Annotated in this window: 15 protein-coding genes; 7 read left to right on the top strand and 8 right to left on the bottom strand. The window is 34.9% G+C overall.

Annotation, left to right across the window (positions count from 1 at the left end; all coding sequences use genetic code 11):
• Positions 1-35: 35 nt before the first annotated feature.
• Together GAPWK_RS04150 and GAPWK_RS04145 are read right to left on the bottom strand one after the other, a co-directional pair.
• Entirely contained in the window at positions 36-1,385 is a 1,350-nt protein-coding gene (locus GAPWK_RS04150; protein WP_025315025.1) for an MFS transporter, read from the bottom strand.
• A gap of 28 nt (positions 1,386-1,413) precedes the next feature.
• Positions 1,414-2,982, bottom strand: coding sequence for an alpha-L-rhamnosidase-related protein (locus GAPWK_RS04145; RefSeq protein ID WP_025315024.1), 1,569 nt, complete (start codon positions 2,980-2,982; stop codon positions 1,414-1,416).
• A gap of 285 nt (positions 2,983-3,267) precedes the next feature.
• On the opposite strand from GAPWK_RS04145, the gene GAPWK_RS04140 reads away from it, so the two are divergent.
• The 3 genes from GAPWK_RS04140 to GAPWK_RS04130 all read left to right on the top strand — a co-directional run bounded on the left by GAPWK_RS04140 (position 3,268) and on the right by GAPWK_RS04130 (position 5,998).
• Positions 3,268-4,092: a helix-turn-helix domain-containing protein gene (locus GAPWK_RS04140; protein ID WP_025315023.1), complete on the top strand. Its 825-nt coding sequence runs from the start codon at positions 3,268-3,270 to the stop codon at positions 4,090-4,092.
• 196 nt (positions 4,093-4,288) lie between these two features.
• Positions 4,289-5,113, top strand: a complete 825-nt coding sequence (gene rhaS / locus GAPWK_RS04135; protein ID WP_038517163.1) for an HTH-type transcriptional activator RhaS — start codon at positions 4,289-4,291, stop codon at positions 5,111-5,113.
• Between the two features lie 30 nt (positions 5,114-5,143).
• The gene (locus GAPWK_RS04130; RefSeq protein WP_025315021.1) at positions 5,144-5,998 is read left to right on the top strand and encodes a helix-turn-helix domain-containing protein; all 855 of its coding nucleotides are present in this window, start codon (positions 5,144-5,146) and stop codon (positions 5,996-5,998) included.
• 67 nt (positions 5,999-6,065) lie between these two features.
• Here GAPWK_RS04130 and rhaM read toward each other — a convergent pair whose 3' ends face one another.
• The 5 genes from rhaM to rhaB all read right to left on the bottom strand — a co-directional run bounded on the left by rhaM (position 6,066) and on the right by rhaB (position 11,614).
• Positions 6,066-6,380: an L-rhamnose mutarotase gene (rhaM, locus tag GAPWK_RS04125; protein ID WP_025315020.1), complete on the bottom strand. Its 315-nt coding sequence runs from the start codon at positions 6,378-6,380 to the stop codon at positions 6,066-6,068.
• A gap of 89 nt (positions 6,381-6,469) precedes the next feature.
• Positions 6,470-7,624 (bottom strand): lactaldehyde reductase, encoded by a 1,155-nt coding sequence (fucO, locus tag GAPWK_RS04120; RefSeq protein ID WP_025315019.1) that lies wholly within the window; start codon positions 7,622-7,624, stop codon positions 6,470-6,472.
• A gap of 16 nt (positions 7,625-7,640) precedes the next feature.
• On the bottom strand, positions 7,641-8,675 hold the full coding sequence (gene rhaT, locus GAPWK_RS04115; protein ID WP_025315018.1) for an L-rhamnose/proton symporter RhaT: 1,035 nt from the start codon (positions 8,673-8,675) through the stop codon (positions 7,641-7,643).
• Between the two features lie 241 nt (positions 8,676-8,916).
• Positions 8,917-10,167 carry an L-rhamnose isomerase gene (locus tag GAPWK_RS04110; RefSeq protein WP_025315017.1) on the bottom strand — a complete coding sequence of 417 codons (1,251 nt, stop codon included), beginning with the start codon at positions 10,165-10,167 and terminating at the stop codon, positions 8,917-8,919.
• 40 nt (positions 10,168-10,207) lie between these two features.
• Entirely contained in the window at positions 10,208-11,614 is a 1,407-nt protein-coding gene (gene rhaB, locus GAPWK_RS04105) for a rhamnulokinase (RefSeq protein WP_051516228.1), read from the bottom strand.
• Between the two features lie 206 nt (positions 11,615-11,820).
• On the opposite strand from rhaB, the gene asd reads away from it, so the two are divergent.
• Both asd and mscM read left to right on the top strand, forming a co-directional pair.
• Positions 11,821-12,669, top strand: a complete 849-nt coding sequence (gene asd / locus GAPWK_RS04100) for an archaetidylserine decarboxylase (protein ID WP_025315016.1) — start codon at positions 11,821-11,823, stop codon at positions 12,667-12,669.
• 4 nt (positions 12,670-12,673) lie between these two features.
• Positions 12,674-15,292: a miniconductance mechanosensitive channel MscM gene (mscM, locus tag GAPWK_RS04095; RefSeq protein WP_025315015.1), complete on the top strand. Its 2,619-nt coding sequence runs from the start codon at positions 12,674-12,676 to the stop codon at positions 15,290-15,292.
• Here mscM and GAPWK_RS04090 read toward each other — a convergent pair.
• A complete protein-coding gene (locus tag GAPWK_RS04090; RefSeq protein ID WP_025315014.1) occupies positions 15,289-15,819 on the bottom strand; it encodes a DedA family protein in 531 nt (176 codons plus the stop codon). The genes mscM and GAPWK_RS04090 overlap by 4 nt on opposite strands.
• A gap of 192 nt (positions 15,820-16,011) precedes the next feature.
• Here GAPWK_RS04090 and fdhD point away from each other — a divergent pair, with 192 nt between their 5' ends.
• Together fdhD and GAPWK_RS04080 are read left to right on the top strand one after the other, a co-directional pair.
• Positions 16,012-16,821 (top strand): formate dehydrogenase accessory sulfurtransferase FdhD, encoded by an 810-nt coding sequence (gene fdhD / locus GAPWK_RS04085; protein WP_025315013.1) that lies wholly within the window; start codon positions 16,012-16,014, stop codon positions 16,819-16,821.
• A 427-nt stretch (positions 16,822-17,248) separates the two neighbouring features.
• Positions 17,249-18,067 carry a purine-nucleoside phosphorylase gene (locus GAPWK_RS04080; RefSeq protein WP_025315012.1) on the top strand — a complete coding sequence of 273 codons (819 nt, stop codon included), beginning with the start codon at positions 17,249-17,251 and terminating at the stop codon, positions 18,065-18,067.
• Positions 18,068-18,092: the final 25 nt, after the last annotated feature.

Raw genomic sequence — 18,092 nt, 5'->3', positions numbered from 1 at the left:
TATCAAAATACCCTTTAGTACGCTTACTTATCTCCTTATTCACTTTCATTTAATCGTTTGGCATCAAGTTCTGCGCAGATGGACGCATAAATGTCATCAAGTTTGTAAAATTTACCAATCCAAACCATAGAAGCTATGATTAAAATTGCAGGTAGATAGAGATAGCAAAGCTTAATGGCAAAAAGTGCACTTGGTACTTGTTCTGCATTAGCGATATAACCACCAGAAGAGAGCAAAAAGCCTGTAATTGCACCTGCACCTGCCATCGCAACCTTACCTAAAAAACCGTTTATAGAGGTTAAGATACCTGCAGTATTAATGCCTGTTTTCCAGACACCATAATCAACAGGATCGGCTTGCATTGAAAAATAGATCGCTAAACGTTGACCCGCTCCAATCGATAAAATCACCGAGCCAGTTATTAAGCCAAGATGATTAATGCCAGATAGCATCATAATCCCCATTCCAACTAAATTAATGGTGCTAGCAAATAGGTAAATATGGCGTTTTTTAAGACGATTAGCTAAGAAAGGAACGGTGAGCGTTCCAAGCAACGGTACAAAGGTTGATACACCTGCAATAATAGCTGTTAATTCAGTGCTTTGGACATAATAATTAAAAAAATAAACTAACGTGCCAGTTTGTAAAAAGAATGCTCCCCACATGAGAAAGATATTGAAAGCAAATACTTTCCAAGGGGTATTATTTTTTAAACCTTGCCATGCTCGTGTTAACGTCATTTTATCTTGGGTTATTGAGATTTTTTCTTCAACATTTTTAAAACTGACGATTAAAAAGAAAGTTGCAATGCCACCAAAAATGATTGCAGTATATAAAAAACCATGATTTTGATTACCATTACCTAGCGTTGCAACTAAAGGTAATGTTGCCACTGCAACAATGGTTGATCCTAACGATCCTAATAAAATTCTTACTGAGGATAATGTTGTACGTTCTAAAGAATCGGCCGTTAAAAACGGTAACATTGCACTAAAAGGAATATTAACAATGGTGTAGATAAAGGACAGACACAAGTAGGTTACAAATGCATAGATAAGTTTTCCTGTGGTACCAAAATCGGGCACATAAAATACCAATACACATAGTATTCCAAAAGGAATTGCGCCGATTAATAACCATGGACGACACCGTCCCCAACGGGTTGATGTATTATCAATGATAAGCCCCATTAATACATCAGCGACACCATCAACCAATCGCGTAACTAAAAACATAATACCAACATAGTAAGCAGGAAGTTCCATTACATCGGTATAAAAATACATAAGATACAATGAAATTAATTGCCATACTAAGTTACAGGATAAATCAGCAATCCCATAACCAATTCGTTGTTGCCAAAGTTTAAATATTGAATGCATCATTTTAAGATCCTTTAATAATATTGATTGGTTAAAGAGAGTATTGACGAATAAACCAAGCAGGTGTACAGCTCCATGCATGGCAGTAACTGTTAATTATTTTGTTTCCGTAAGGTGAATAATTGAGATCGTTGGGATCAAAAAGTTCCCAAAAAGTGTCAGCGCCATATTCAACCATTTTTCCCCAATAGGCTTTAATTTCGTCTATCGCCTGTTTTTTCATACCAACTTTTAATAAAGCAAAAATATAGTGATGACGTAAGTAAGGTGTATTCATACCAATATCAGGAGGAGTTAATAGCAACTTATTCATCAATTTTTGCTGATGGTTACGATCTCCTACATCAGCAAGAATCATCCAAATTTGCGTTGCATAGCTAACTTGACGTTGCGCTCCACTTATGTAAAATCCTGATTTTTCATCCCATAGTTGGTCGGCAGCGTGTTTAACAAAATCCAATTTTTGTTGTAAATTTGAGGATATTTCTGGTTGAAAGGTTTGGGATAGCTTTATCGCTTTGTCTAAACAATAGATTAAAACACCTTGTGAAGCACCTTGTTTATTGAGTTTTTCATGCCAATCAATAAATGACCACCAGTCATCACTATCAACTACTAGCCCATATTCATCACAACGTTTTAGTGCGATGTCGATCTGTTGTAAGGCTATAGGCCATAATTCTTTGACCGTATTATCATCACTTGTTGCCATGAAATAGTCATATAAGACATCAATGTAAAACAGCGAATAATCAAATAAGAACGTATCATCAGCAATAATTTGTGGTTTGACAAAAATATTGGCCGAAACCATTCCATCTTCTCGCCTATGGCTTGCAAACAAATATAAGCAACGGCGAACAAGGTCATGTTGTTTAAATGTAACATTGTTAACTAAAGCTTGAAGTCGTAAGTCTCCTAACCACAATCGTCTATCTCGTTTAGGGCCATCTTCAAACACCTCTTGCATACAGTTTCGCAATGTGTGCACTGATACTTGATCTATCTTAGCGAGCTGAGGATCTTGTGTTTGACACTCAATACAGTATTTAGGTGCTGAACTTACCGTTTTAAACTCGATATCTTTAAACGTCAAATTGTATTTAGGCGATAGTGAAACAATCTCAATTTTCAAATAGCGAAAACAGTAACGTCTGGATAAGGTTATTTGTGCAGGTAGCACATCAATGTATTCATCGTGTTCTTGTAACCAACTTTTACTTAACCATCCTTGATATTGACCAAATGGCTCTGCAAGTTCACTCAAAGTTTCCGTAAAGGTGAACTTGATATGTGCAGGAGCATCGGGAGGACTGCCTACCGCATCACACAAAAAAGATAAATACCCAACACCATGTTGTCCAAAATCAATAATAAAACTTTCGCCAGTTTGAAAGCTTTGATTGAAATAAACTGTCGCAGGGCTAATGACCTTAGCCGACCATCCATGAACCGCTTTAGGATCATTAACTAATGTGATGATATTTTGCGCTTTGATAATTGTTTGATGAATTGTGGGTAATAAATTTTCGGCTTTAGAAATAAACGTTATGTCTCGAATCATAACAAGATCATCATTTTTTTGCATCGCTTGTGACATAGTCTTCTCCTTTAAAATATCTATTTTTAGGAGTATAGCTATGTGGTGCTTAAGGCAGCTACTTTGACACTGCCAGATTAGCGGTATAAATGGCAGTAGTAAAAAGATCATTAAGTGTCAGTTCACATTTTTAGAATTATTATTTTTAAACGGAAAGTTAATTACATTATTGTATGAGGAGTGAAAGTGAAAATAATTTTAATAATCATTACGGCTACATCTTTTTTAACTCAGCATTTTCACTCAGCATAATTAGAATTAATTAAAAGAAGTTAGGTAAGTATTATGAACCATTTAAAAATCATTAATTATTTTAATTCTGAATTAGATAAATTAGCACTGTATAAAAGTGATCCAGAAGGTAATAGTTTTGAGCATAACCATGAGTTTGATGAGCTGGTCATTGTAGAGCAAGGCCATGGACTGCACGTTATTAATGGTAAACCTTTATTTATTCAACAAGGTGATGTGTTTTTTGTACGTTGCCATGATTATCATTTCTATGATGATCTAGGCACTTTAAAACTGACAAATATCTTGATTAATCCTCGTCGAAAATTTATGTTTTTAAATAAGATAGAAATGTTATTGAATCGAATTTCCGCAAGTGATTTAAATTCTTATGTTTGGTTAGCACCTAGTCTAAGAAAAGAGTGTAATTCTGTTATCGATCAAATGTTCGATTTGCAAAACACATTAGAGTATCGTGAATTTTTATTTTTTAAATTAATTACCATTATTGATCAATCACAACGCCAAGCACAAAAAAATAACACACGTTATAAGCTTCACCTTCTGCTTAATCATTTACAAGAAAACTGCTTTGATGAATACGATTGGCATACTATTACTCAACATTTTCATTTAACGCTTAGAACAATGTTCAGGCATATTAAACAAGCAACAGGTTTAACACCAGAAAACTACATCAAACGACTTAGATTATTATCCGCACGCTCAAAAATTCGTGAAAGTGATATGACCATTACTGAAATATCTTTACTTTGCGGTTTTATCAATAGTACTCATTTTACAACGCTATATAAAAAAACATTTGGTATTACACCAAGTGAAGAAAGGAAAATCGGTAAGCAAAATTCAGTAGATTAAGCTAATAATTAATAGCTCAACTTGTAAATTTAATGAGTTGTCAAAAGTGTGAGTCTTCGCACAAATTTGATAAAAAGTCCAAAGTTCCTATAAATTACAGCCAAAAAAAGATTTTCGATGTCCAGATATTCAAGGTCAGATAAGAATTTCCTTTTAGAATATAGATATAATCATTAGTAAAACTATGAGGTCATCTATGATTCAAAAGCTACTTGATAAGGATTTTTTTGTTTCTAGTAAGCAAAACATCACTCTTGAACCTCGAGCACCACAACCCGTGTACCCTGAGCATACGCATAATTTTAATGAAATTGTTATTGTCACTAAAGGGTCTGGTAAACATGTTTTAAATGGTCAGCTTTTTGACCTTTATCCAAGCATGATGTTTTATATTCATGCAAGCGATTGCCATTTATATGAAAACGTTAATGATCTACATTTAACAAATATTTTATTTAGAGAACCAGATAAATTCAATTTTATCAATGGTATTAATGAATTAATCCCCAGTCAAAATTCTAACCAATCACACTATTTTGTGGATAAAAAATGTGACCAGCATGTGCAAGCCATTTTAAATCAACTCAATCAAGTTAATGAACAGCCAAATCCTGTTCAAGAAAGCCTTTTTTTGCAACTACTCTTGTTATTTAAACAAAATCAGTATGTTAATCAAGGTTCTGGTTCGACTGATACTCGAGTTAAACAATTGTTACACTGGCTACAAATTCATTTTAAAGAACCAATTGATTGGGATAAGATCACTCAGCAATTTTCATTGTCACTGCGCTCTTTTCATCGCCACATAAAAAATCAATTAGGCATTACTCCTCAAAAATACTTATTAAAATTGCGCTTAGCAGAAGCCTACACTCAATTATTATATACCAGTAAGTCAATTACAGCTATTGCTCAAGAATGTGGATTTAATGATAGCGCCTACTTTTCAACGTGTTTTAAACAAGAGTTTAAAGTTAGTCCACTCATATTACGTAATGATCCCGAAAAACATTATCATTAATCGTTATAAAAAGGACTTCAAGAACTATTTATGAATAAATATTTACGTTTATATAAACAGGATTATTTTATTTCAGAGATAAATACTGTTACTGTCGAAAAAAGAGATCATCAACAGATATTTCCTTTACATGATCATGATTTCCATGAAATTGTCATTGTCTGTTCAGGTAATGGATTGCATCATTGGAATGATTATATTTATCCCATTACCAGTGGCGATATTTTATATATTAATCCTAAAGATATTCACGGTTATGAATCAGTAACTAATCTTAAACTGTTTAATATTCTATATTTGCGAGAAGCGCTTTTTTTATCAGCTATCATTGAAAAATATCTTCCTAAACTTAATGCTAAACATACGGAACGTGTTTGGCGTATTAATCCCTCTTTTATTAAACAGCTATCACCATTGGTTGATCAATTAACAATTGAATCCCAAAAAAATAATTTAGCTTCGGTACATTTAGCTGAAACGCTATTTTTACAGTTAGTAATTTTATTAGATAGAATTAAGCAAGTTCCTAATGAACAATCTCCTACGGCAACTCATCAGTTGGATCTACTCTTTACAACCCTACATAATAGTCTTAGCTGTTCATTTAATTTAGAGATGTTTTGCAAACAAAATCACATTGCTGAACGATCAATTAGCCGTTTATTTAAAAGCCAAACAGGTATGACTATTAATCAGTATCTGCAAAAGCGTCGTTTATGTAACGCGATGTCATTACTGCGTAATACTCAATACTCGATCAGTATGATTTCATCGGAATGTGGCTATGACGATAGTAACTATTTTTCTGTAGTTTTTAAAAAAGAGACGCAACAAACACCATCCCAATATCGAGCAAAATTCAACGATAAAAGCAATAGAAAGTAAAAGTGATTGAATTGAAACAGATTGTTAAAATTGACTCTCTTTTAGACCAGTAAAAGAGAGCAATATATTATTTGAGGTAAAATACGGGTAATAACTCTTCACTTATCGGGCTGTTATCGGCATTACTTGGCATAATATCTTGCATAAATGCCCACCATTTTTGACAAGCTTGAGTCTTAGCAACCGCATCCCAACGCTCTTGGGATTCAATTTCCACATAAGCAAAAAGTAAACTACGCTTAGTGTCTAAAAAGATAGAATAGTTGTGCGCACCGTGAGCTTTGAGTTCTGTTACCAATTCTGGAAATATTTCATCGTGTCTTTTTTTATATTCTGCATGTTTATCTGGATGTACTTGCATGATTGTTGCTTTTCTTAACATGATCACTCCTTTTAATCTTATTTATGCATAACAAGATAGATTAAATAAATCTCATTTAACCTATCTCTATGTATTAACGGAAGAATGTTTTATTCATATATAGCATGATAAAGTTGTTCAATTTCACTAACATTTGTATCACGAGGATTACCGCCCGTGCATACATCATCAAAAGCAGCTTTTGCAAGTGCAGGGATGTCTTCACGTTTCACACCAATTGCTTTCAAATTAGCTGGGATACCGACATCTTGATTAAGCTGTTTTACGGCATCAACGGCTGCTTGTCTGGCTTGTTCTATGCTCATACTTTCAGTGCCAACAACCCCCATTGCCTTAGCAATATTACGGAATTTATCAGCGGTAAAATCAGCATTGTAAGCCATGATATGAGGGAGCAAAACCGCATTTGCCACACCATGCGGTGTACTATAAAATGCGCCAAGAGGATGAGCCATACCATGGACAAGACCTAAACCAACGTTTGAAAAGCCCATGCCTGCAATGTATTGCCCAAGTGCCATATCTTCCCCACCTTTTGCGACACCTTTAACTGAATCACGTAGCGAACGTGAAATAATTTCAATTGCTTTTAAGTGAAACATGTCAGACAGTTCCCACGCACCTTTAGTAATATAGCCTTCGATAGCATGAGTTAAAGCATCAACACCCGTTGCTGCTTTCAAACTTGCAGGCATGCTAGCCATCATATCGGAATCAATAATAGCAACAGCCGGAATGTCATGCGGATCAACACAAACAAATTTACGTTTTTTCTCTTCATCCGTGATAACGTAATTGATCGTTACTTCAGCTGCGGTTCCGGCTGTAGTTGGTATAGCGATGGTTGGAACCGCTGGTTTTTTAGTTGGTGCTACACCTTCTAAACTCCGCACATCAGCATATTCAGGGTTATTAATAATGATACCAATTGCTTTGGCAGTATCTTGTGGTGAACCGCCACCAATCGCAATTAAATAATCAGCGCCTGATTGTTTAAATATTTCAACACCCTTTTGTACTATACCAATCGTTGGATTAGGTATGACATCATCAAAAATTTGATAACTCAATCCATTATCATCCAATAATTTTGTAACTTTGGTCGCAACATTGAATTTAATAAGATCTTTGTCAGTTACGACTAAAGCTTTTTTAAAACCTCGTTTTTTTACTTCATCCACAATGTTAACAATTGAACCTGCGCCAAAATATGACGTTTCATTAAGAATCATACGATAAGACATAATTTTTTCCTTTAAATTAATTTGCCATACCTAAACCAACAATATTGGCAGCAACAATAATTACCAAACAACCAATACAAAGAACCCTTACTGGTTTTGTACCTGTACCAAGCCACTCTTTCAAAACTAATCCAACGATACCACCACATAATACATAAAAACTCATATGTAACATCCAACTCATAAAACCATATTCAGTCGGGATGTTGGCATGTCCCCATGCATAAAAGAAGAATTGGAAATACCACATTGCACCGCCTAATATGGCAAAAAGTACATTGCTGATTAGTAAGGATTTTGGAACAGAAATATCTTGTTTGAATGACAGTTCTTTTTTAATAAAGAGGCGTGAAATACAGAAACCAAGATTAACAATTGCACCACCACCCATAATGACAACATAACTTGGTAGTGCAACATAAAGGTTATCAACACCTAATTCAGCAGCTTTCGTGTGCATAGGTACAGCTGCACTCATAGCAAATGACATACCTGCTGAAAAAATACCACACATAATAGCCAGTAATAACCCTTTTTTAAGGTTAAAATCGACAACTTGTACACCAAGCGTTTTCTCTTTTAAAAGTCCGGCATAAGTAACTATAGCTACCCCAACAACTGCGACAGCAACGCCTAGTAGTGTCATTTTACCGCCAGTCGAAGCTACAAGTTCACCAAATTTTCCTTGTAAAATCGGAGTCATTAAGGTACCAACAATTAGCGTAATACCAATTGCAATACCGATTCCCATCGACATACCTAAATAACGCATGGTAAGGCCATAGCCAACATTACCCACTCCCCACATTGCGCCAAATAAAAAAACGGGCATCAATATTTGTGAACCAAATGAACCATAATAAGCCCAAAAATCGGGTAATAAAAAGTAGCTAATAGACCACGGTAAAATAATCCAAGAAAACAGACCAGCTATTGACCACATCGTCTCCCATGACCAGTTTTTCACTTTTTTTAATGGTGCATAAAAACAAGCAGCAGAAGTGGCACCCACAAAGTGCCAAAAAATGCCTAGAAAAATCGAACTACCCATATTTGTATCCTCATATCTAAACAATATTACTTAGTCTTTTTTTACTAAAGTTATTTATTGTTTTAATGCTTTTTTTAAAGGAAATCGTTTGTAAAAGGTCTGATATTGCTTTCCAATAATCGCAGATTTACACTACCGCCATTACGTTTATCTCGACCTTTTAACCACGTCTATTTGGTCGTTTTAATCATGCATGGTACAAACCATAAAGATTAAATTTTCAACATAGTTATCATATTTATTAGCGTTGACTTAAAACTTGCTGTTCGTATTGACGCACTTCATCCAACCATGATTGACCTATTGGGACATTATTAAGTTGACAATATTTATCCCAAACTGCTTGCCAAGGCAGGGATTTTTGTTCTTCTAATAATGCTAAGCGAGAAGTAAAATCACGGTTATGTTCGTACTGTTTGAGTTTATCCGTTGGTTCTAATAGAGCTTTTAATAAGCATTTTTTCATATTACGAGTACCAATTACCCAAGCGGCAATTCGGTTGATTGATGCATCAAAAAAGTCTAAACCGATATGTACACGATCGAACAATTTATTACGAATGATCTCACTGGCAATGTTTTGAGTTTCATCATCAAATAACACAACATGATCGCTATCCCAACGTACAGGACGGCTAACGTGTAGTAATAGATGTTCGACAAAAGGCATAACTGCGGAGATCTTATCGGAAATAACTTCTGTTGGATGGAAATGACCAGCATCTAAACACAATGCCGTTTTGCGAGATGTGGCATAAGCTAAGTAGAATTCGTTGGAGCCGGCAGTATAGGATTCTAAACCAATACCAAATAACTTACTTTCTACTGCGTCAATGTGGTATTTAGGATCGATCTTTTCGCTAATAATTTCATCAATAGATTCGACTAAACGCTGTCTTGGTCCAAATTTGTCAACCGTGATATCTTTCATGCCATCTGGTAACCAAATGTTCATAATTGACGCTGTACCTAACTCTTTACCAAAGTACTCTGATACTTTACGACAAGCTTTGCCATGATCAATCCAAAATTGACGAATTTGGTCGTTTGTGTGAGTTAAAGTTCCATCGTTACTCAGTGGGTGCGAAAAGTAAGTAGGATTGAAGTCTAAACCAATTTGATGTTTTTTGGCCCATTTTACCCAGTTGGCAAAATGTTCGGGTTTGATTTCGTTACGATCGACTTTGTGATCAGCTTCTAGGTAACAGGCATGTAAGTTTAGACGTTTAGGTCCAGGAATTAAACTGAATGCTTTATCTAAATCTAAACGCAGTTCATCAGCGCTACGTGCTTTGCCAGGATAATTTCCTGTTGCTTGAATGCCACCAGTTAATTCGCCTTCTTGTTTTTCAAAACCAGCCACATCATCGCCTTGCCAGCAATGTACTGAAATTGGCAAGCAAGCCATAGCGGCAATCGCGGCATCTGTATCTACACCTATTTCAGCAAATCTTGATTTAGCAATTTGGTATGCATTTTCAACTACATTCATGGAATACTCCTTTTATAAATTATATATATTTTTCAGATAATTAAATATTGTTTGGATAGTAATATTTAGTATCAAAATTTTGAGCAATTATCTGACGCAATGTTTTGACATTTTTTATGTAACCTAACGAAATCAATTGATAACCCACATTACCAAGCGCTGAAGATTCAATAGGCCCGGCAGTAACATTGAGTTGACAAAAATCAGCACATAACTGATTTAAAAAAGTGTTTTGACAGCCACCGCCTACGATATGTAACGTATTGATTTTTTCATTTGTGATCATTGCCAATTCTCTAATTACATCTCGATATAGATGAGCCAAACTATCAAAAACACAGCGAACTAACTGCGATAGGCGTTCAGGTGCATGACCGTAAGTTTCTAAACAGACTTGTTTTACGGTTTCTGTCATTGATTGAGGATTTAAAAATCGAGAATCATTTGGATTGATAATGTAGGCAAATGGGGGTTCTTGTTCCGCTAATTGAATTATTGAGCTTATATCCTTAATTTCATTTTCGGCGCAGATTCGTTGGAATAACCAGAGTCCCATTATGTTTTTTAAAACTCGATAATGGCCATCAACACCACCTTCGTTGGTAATATTTGCATTCAACGCTTGTTGCCCTGTAAACGGCTGTTTTGATTCGACCCCCATTAATGACCAAGTACCAGAACATAAATAAGCACTATTTTGATCGGTAATTGGTGAGGCAATAACAGCACTGGCTGTATCATGGCTAGCAATGGCAATAACAGGAATTTGATCGCCTTTTGGTGTTTGCCACGTTCCCACTTGATTACCAGGTTGAGAAATTTCACCAAACCATTTACGCGGAACACCTAAATAGTTGAGTAATTCATCATCCCAATCTTGTGTGGCAACATTAACTAATTGGGTAGTAGTGGCATTAGTGTATTCGCGATTTAATTGGCCAGTTAATCGATAGATAAGATAATCAGGAATCATCACTAAATCGGTTACTTGTGATAACCAAGCAGGATGTTCAATCATCATCGCTTTGAGTTGATAAAGAGTATTAAAAGTTAGAAATTGAATACCCGTTTTTTGATAAATCGTTTCTATACCAAGATCAGATTGTACAAGTGACATGACATTATCTGTGCGATGATCACGATAAGAATAAGTGGATCCGACTACTTGTCCATTTTTATCAAGCAATACATAATCAACGCCCCAAGTATCAATACCAATACTATCAATTTTGATATTTTGCTGAATAATTTTATTTAAACCGATTAGTATCTGCTGTTCTAGATAAACTAAATCCCAACAAAAATTATTACCTATCTCTTTAAATCCATTGCTAAATCGATGAATCTCTTCAAGGGTTATTTTTTGATTTTTCTGTTGATAGCATGACAGCATTACCCGCCCACTAGATGCCCCTAAATCTATTGCTACAATATATTTATCTACCATCAATATTGTCCTTGTTTGTTTCAATGGTGATAGTTTAGATAAAAGTAAATTTAGAGACTTTTAATTGATGGTCATTGTTCAATAGATATTGGCAGTATTTTTAAATTGAGTGTGATCTATTACACAAATTAACGATTTTGTTGGTTTTATACATTCCCATAAATTATTGGTATAATGATTTTTTCTACAAAATTTGAGAGTAATTAATGTCAAATCAGTTAAAAGCAATTATCCAGTATCTTCTTCCAAAACAGCTATTAACCTCGTTATTTGGTTGGCTAGCAAAAAAGCAGTTAGGTAGTGTTACTACTTGGATAATTCAGGGCTTTATGAAACTGTATAAAATAGATTTAAGTGAAGCCAAATTAGAAAATGCTAAAGATTATAAAACGTTTAATGATTTTTTTGCACGTAAACTGAAAGAAGATGCGCGTCCGATTGATGACGCGGTTAATTCTATTGTTATGCCTGCTGATGGGGTTATTAGCCAATTTGGTACGATTCAAGATAACTTATTATTACAAGCAAAAGGGCATTATTATTCTTTAGAATCATTGCTTGCTTGCCATTCAGATATGATTAAATTTTTTAAACATGGTTCTTATGCAACTACATATCTTTCACCGAAAAATTATCACCGTTTTCACATGCCTTGTGATGGCGTTTTACGTGAAATGATTTATGTACCAGGTTCACTCTTTTCTGTGAGTCAAGCAACTACTGAATGTATACCAAATATTTTTGCTCGCAATGAACGGGTGATCTGTTTATTTGAGACCGATTTAGGGCCAATGGCACAGATTTTAGTTGGTGCAACCATTGTAGGTAGTATTGAAGTAGAATGGGAAGGCTGTATCACTCCACCACGCGAAGGTATAATGAAACGTTGGGTCTATTCAGGCGAAGTAAAATTAGCTAAAGGACAAGACATGGGATGTTTTAAACTTGGTTCAACAGTTATTACCTTGTTTGCATCCAACACAATTGAATTTGATAGACACTTGAAAGTTGGTAATACTACATGTGTTGGTCAAAAATTGGCTGAAAGGATATAGCTTTATGTGGTTGCGTGGTATTTTATATTGTGCTTTATTGCTCTTTACATCAATAACATTGGCAGAACAAACAGCCATTACCATAGATAATGAAGAAGAGCTGTCACAAACAGTCAATCAATTAAGTGAGAAAAATGAAGAACTACGTCAAAATTTGGAACTTCAAAAAACACATTTAACCAGCATTGTTAATGAACAAAATAATATTACCACGCAAATTTCGCATGTTCAAAATACATTATCAACCCTTGCTGAACAAGGGGAATGGCTAAGTTTTTCAACTGCACTTGGCGAAACCCTTCGCCAACAATTGTTAAATCTACCAGAAAAACCAAAATCACAACCACTTGATGCTGAAATAGCGGAAGCAAAAGTTCAGCAACTAAATTACAGTACAAATTTAAAGGCATTAGATAGCTATCCAACATTATCAAACTCATTTAATAGTTCAAAACTTGCCAGTCAGTATCGTCGATTAATTCGAGAACAAAGCGAATTGCTTAAAACGCTGATTTCAGGCACTGATACCACAATTTTAGAGTTAACAAAATTAAAAATATCCAATAAGCAATTAACCAATGCCATTGACGAAGTTAATGATGCGGCACATCGTTATTTTTTCTGGGTTGCTGATGTAAATCCAATTTCATTGGAGTATCCAGTTAATTTAGCAAAAGATGTGGTTTATGTTCTGTTTTCTATCGATACGTTAACTCAATTATATAACGCCAGTTGTGAAATACTATCCTCACCTAAATCACTATTTTTATTAACATTGTCAATGATATTTGTTTTCGCACATTTCAAAATGCGAGCCAAATATTATGCTTTTTTAAACAAATCCGCTACGCGTGTGGGTAAAGTGACGCAAGACAGTTATTCATTAACGTTAAAAGTGGTTGTTTATTCGTTAATTATGGCGTTACCTGTACCCATTCTATGGGCTGTGTTTGGTTATTCTTTACAACAAATTAATTGGGATTATCCAGTAGCTATAGCGCTAGGCTATGGTGTTAATGCTGCAGCACCGATTTTATGGGTCTTTATAATCACAGCTCATTTTGCGGAAGAATCCGGACTATTTATTACTCATTTTAGCTGGTCAAAAGCTAACGTTCGTGAGGCAATGAAATACTATAAACTTTCAGTATGGGTGGTGATCCCTCTTGTAATGATTGTAATGAGTTTTGATCAGTTTAATAATCGCCAATTTGCCGCCACTATTGGACGTTCTGCCTTTATAATTTTGTGCTTTGCACTAGTATTTATGAGCAACTCAATTCATCGAGCAGGAGTTCCTTTATATATAGATAAAAAAGGCTCAGGTGATAATCTCTTAAGCCATATTTTATGGTTTATCTTATTAAGTGCGCCCTGGTTGGCCATTATTGCCGCTTGTTTAGGATATTTATCTACAGCTCAAGTTTTATTAGGTCGACTTGAGGCTTCAGTTATTATTTGGTTCGGTTTATTAGTTATCTATTTTATGATTCGTCGTTGGATGTGGATCCAAAAACGTCGCATCGAATTTGAACGAGCAAAACAGCGCCGACTAGAACGCATGCAACGCGCTAGAGGTCATGATGAAGAGTTAACAATTAATGACAGCGTGGATGAACCTGTCATTGACTTAGATGCAATTAGTGCTCAATCATTACAATTAGTTAGATCGATTATAATGCTGATAGCGTTAATTAGTATGATTTTACTTTGGTCAGAATTGCACTCAGCGTTTGCCTTTATGAATAATATTAAACTCTGGGGTACAAGCGTAATAGTAAATGGAACCGAAGTTGAACAATACATTACTTTAGGTGCTGTCTGTATTGCCATTTTAGTTATGACCATTACCGTTCAATTAGTCAAAAATCTGCCGGCACTACTTGAATTAGGTATCCTTCAACATTTAGATTTAGCACCAGGTACAGGTTATGCCATCTCAACCGTATCAAAATATATAGTGTTGATGATAGGTAGTATGATTGCGTTTTCATTTATCGGTATTGATTGGGCAAAAATTCAATGGCTTATTGCGGCACTAGGTGTCGGATTGGGATTTGGTTTACAAGAGATATTTGCAAACTTTATTTCAGGTTTAATTATCTTGTTTGAAAAACCAGTACGTATCGGCGATACGGTTACCATTCGAGATTTAACGGGAAATATCACCAAAATCAATACGCGTGCGATTACCATTGTTGATTGGGATCGCAAAGAAATTGTTATGCCAAATAAAGCATTTATTACCGAACAGCTAGTCAATTGGTCATTATCCGATTCAATAACCCGAATTGTACTAACTATTCCCGCAACCATTGATGCAGATAGTGATCTTGTGATCAAATTGCTACAACAGGCTTGTGAAGAGTGTGAATATGTACTTAAAGATCCTGAACCACAAGTATTTTTAGTTGATATTCAAGAAGGTATTCAGTTATTTGAAATACGCGTATTTGCGGCTGAAATGGGACACCGTATGCGGCTACGCAGTGCAATTCATAAGTTGATATTAGAAGCTTATCGTGCACACAATTTACAATTACCATTCCCACCTTTACAGACAAACTTGGAAGCACTTGGTCGCAAAAGTGGGCGTCGTAGTTATAATGTTGGTACGATTTAACCAAATAGAGTTTCTAACCAGGGCACACCAAATGCACCGGGAGCTAAAAGCACAAATGCCCAAATTGGTGCTGAAGCAATATTAGCTAAATTAAATTTACTTGCTGGCATATGCATAGTGCCAGCAATAAGCGGCACAAATGCTCGTAATGGACCAAAAAATCGACCAATAAATACTCCTAACGTACCATAACGTTGAAAGAATTGTTCTGCACGAAAAATAAGTTTTGGATGTTTGTTTAGCGGCCATGAGGCGATCACTTGTTGATGATAGTGTTTACCTAACCAATAAGATACCCAATCCCCTAAAACTGCTCCTACTGAAGCTGCAATCATTACAGGAAGAAACGATATTGCACCACCACCAATTAAGGCGCCAGCCCCCAATAATATGGCTGTTGCAGGCACAAGTAATGAAATAACAGCCATTGACTCACCAAAAGCCAATAAAAATATAATTGGTAATGACCATATTTGATGAGTCTGAATAAATTGCATTATTATGTGTGTGATTTCTTGTAAAGACATAGTTTGAATTGATGAATTAGCAATTGATTATAATTTTTTATTTTACCATAATATTAAATGTATAGGATTTGAACACATTAATTATTTGCTGCTTTTATAATAATAAGTATATTGATTTACTCATTATTAACGTTAATAAGCTAATCTTAATCAAATCTATTTGTTAATAATCAAAATAGCCAGAGATCAATTATGACGATCGGAACAACTTCGTTAGAAGTAACCAAATTCAGTAATAGTACATTGCAAAACCCACAAACAGATATAATAGCTATCGAAAAACCAGTTGCCTTAGTTTATAACGGTATTTCACATGTTGTTATGATGGCAACGCCTAAAGATCTCGACTATTTTGCGATTGGCTTTTCATTAACTGAAAATATAATTGAGTCGGTTAATGATATTTATGGCATTGATATCGTTGAAAGAGCAGAAGGAATTGAAGTTAATATTGAATTATCATCAAGACGTTTTGCCCAATTAAAAGAAAAGCGTCGTAATCTAACAGGTAGAACAGGATGTGGAATTTGTGGTACTGAGCAAATTGAGCAAGTTTGTCAAAGTATTTCACCTCTTCAACTAAATGATAAAATAAAATTATCTAATTTTAGTGACTCTCTTGCATATTTAACCAATGTTCAATCAGTTGGTAAACAAACTGGCTGTACCCATGCTGCTGTCTGGCTTGATTTGAATGGGCAATTCTTGGCGGGCTTTGAAGATATTGGAAGGCATGTTGCATTAGATAAATTACTCGGCTACCGGGCAAAACAGCAACAATTGAGTAATCAAGAACAGAAAGGAGTTATTCTGGTTTCTAGCCGTGCCAGCTACGAAATGGTTCAAAAAACAGCTATCTGTGGAATCGAAATCCTTTTGGCGGTTTCTGCCGCAACGTCAATGGCCATTGATAACGCTAAACAAAATAACTTAACGCTGATCGGATTTTTTCGAGGTGAAAAAGGAGTTATTTATTCAGATTTCGGTCGTATTATTGAATGAGATTAAATTTAATTCTAAGCTACTATAATTTAAAAAAGTATAATACCTAAAAAGTGTTTTTTAACGTATTATCAATGTTATGCATTTCAAAATAACACTTCAAAAAATAATAAAAATATTTTTATATTATAATTAAATTAAAGATAAATGAATTAGCATCTTTCTTTATTGCATGAAGATCAGCATAATATACAACTATGAAAACAACTACATTGTTTTTCTTGTATATTTTTAGGTGATCTTTTTCTGTAATTATAAAATAGAGTTATTTATCTCGACTATGTTCTATTATTAAATAGCATATTATTTATAACTCTATTTCTCAAAACTGACAATAATTGTTAGCAAAGAGACATCTAATTTTTTTGTGATTATATTTAATCACCAATTTTTTTAGTTTTTTTCGATAATTTGAAAGGGTACAGTCATGCATCAAACATCTGATATACAGCAAGCAGTTAATTTTATTCAACAACATACCGATAAAAAACCAACAATTGGGATTATTCTTGGTTCTGGGTTAGGTCCTTTTGCCGATACGCTTGAAGATGCGGTTCACATCCCTTATGACACGATTCCTCATTTTGCAAAATCTGCAGCTGTTGGACATGCAAACGAATTAGTAATTGGTCAAAGTGGCGATAAAACTGTAATCGCAATGAAAGGTCGTTTTCACTATTATGAAGGTTTTTCATTGGATCAAGTTACTTTTCCTGTTCGTGTGATGAAAATGCTTGGCGTTGAAAAACTGATTATTACTAATGCTTGTGGCGCTGTAAATACTAGTTTTAAACCAGGCGATTTGATGCTGATCACCGATCATATTAATCTGACAGCCAATAACCCATTAATTGGACCAAATAATCCAGATCTTGGTGTTCGCTTTTTAGATGTAAGCGAAGTTTATAATAAACAATTACGTGCAATTGTTTCTGATGTAGCAAATGAACTTAACATTACATTGCAACAAGGTGTTTATGCATGGTGGACAGGACCTACTTATGAAACTCCAGCCGAAATTAGAATGATTCGAGTATTAGGTGCCGATGCAGTGGGCATGTCAACTGTACCCGAAGCAATTATTGCCCATCATTCAGGTATTAAAACTATTGGGATCTCTTGCTTAACTAACATGGCATGCGGCATATTAGATCAACCTTTAGGTCACGAAGAAGTAATTGAAACAGCTGAGCGTGTTAAATCAACATTTTTACAGCTAATCACTAAAACAATAGCGCGTTTTTAATCAATACTTTTTATTATTTACTATA

This window comes from Gilliamella apicola (genome assembly GCF_000599985.1).
Taxonomy (GTDB): Bacteria; Pseudomonadota; Gammaproteobacteria; order Enterobacterales; family Orbaceae; genus Gilliamella; species Gilliamella apicola.
This window is presented reverse-complemented; position numbering and strand designations above follow the sequence as displayed.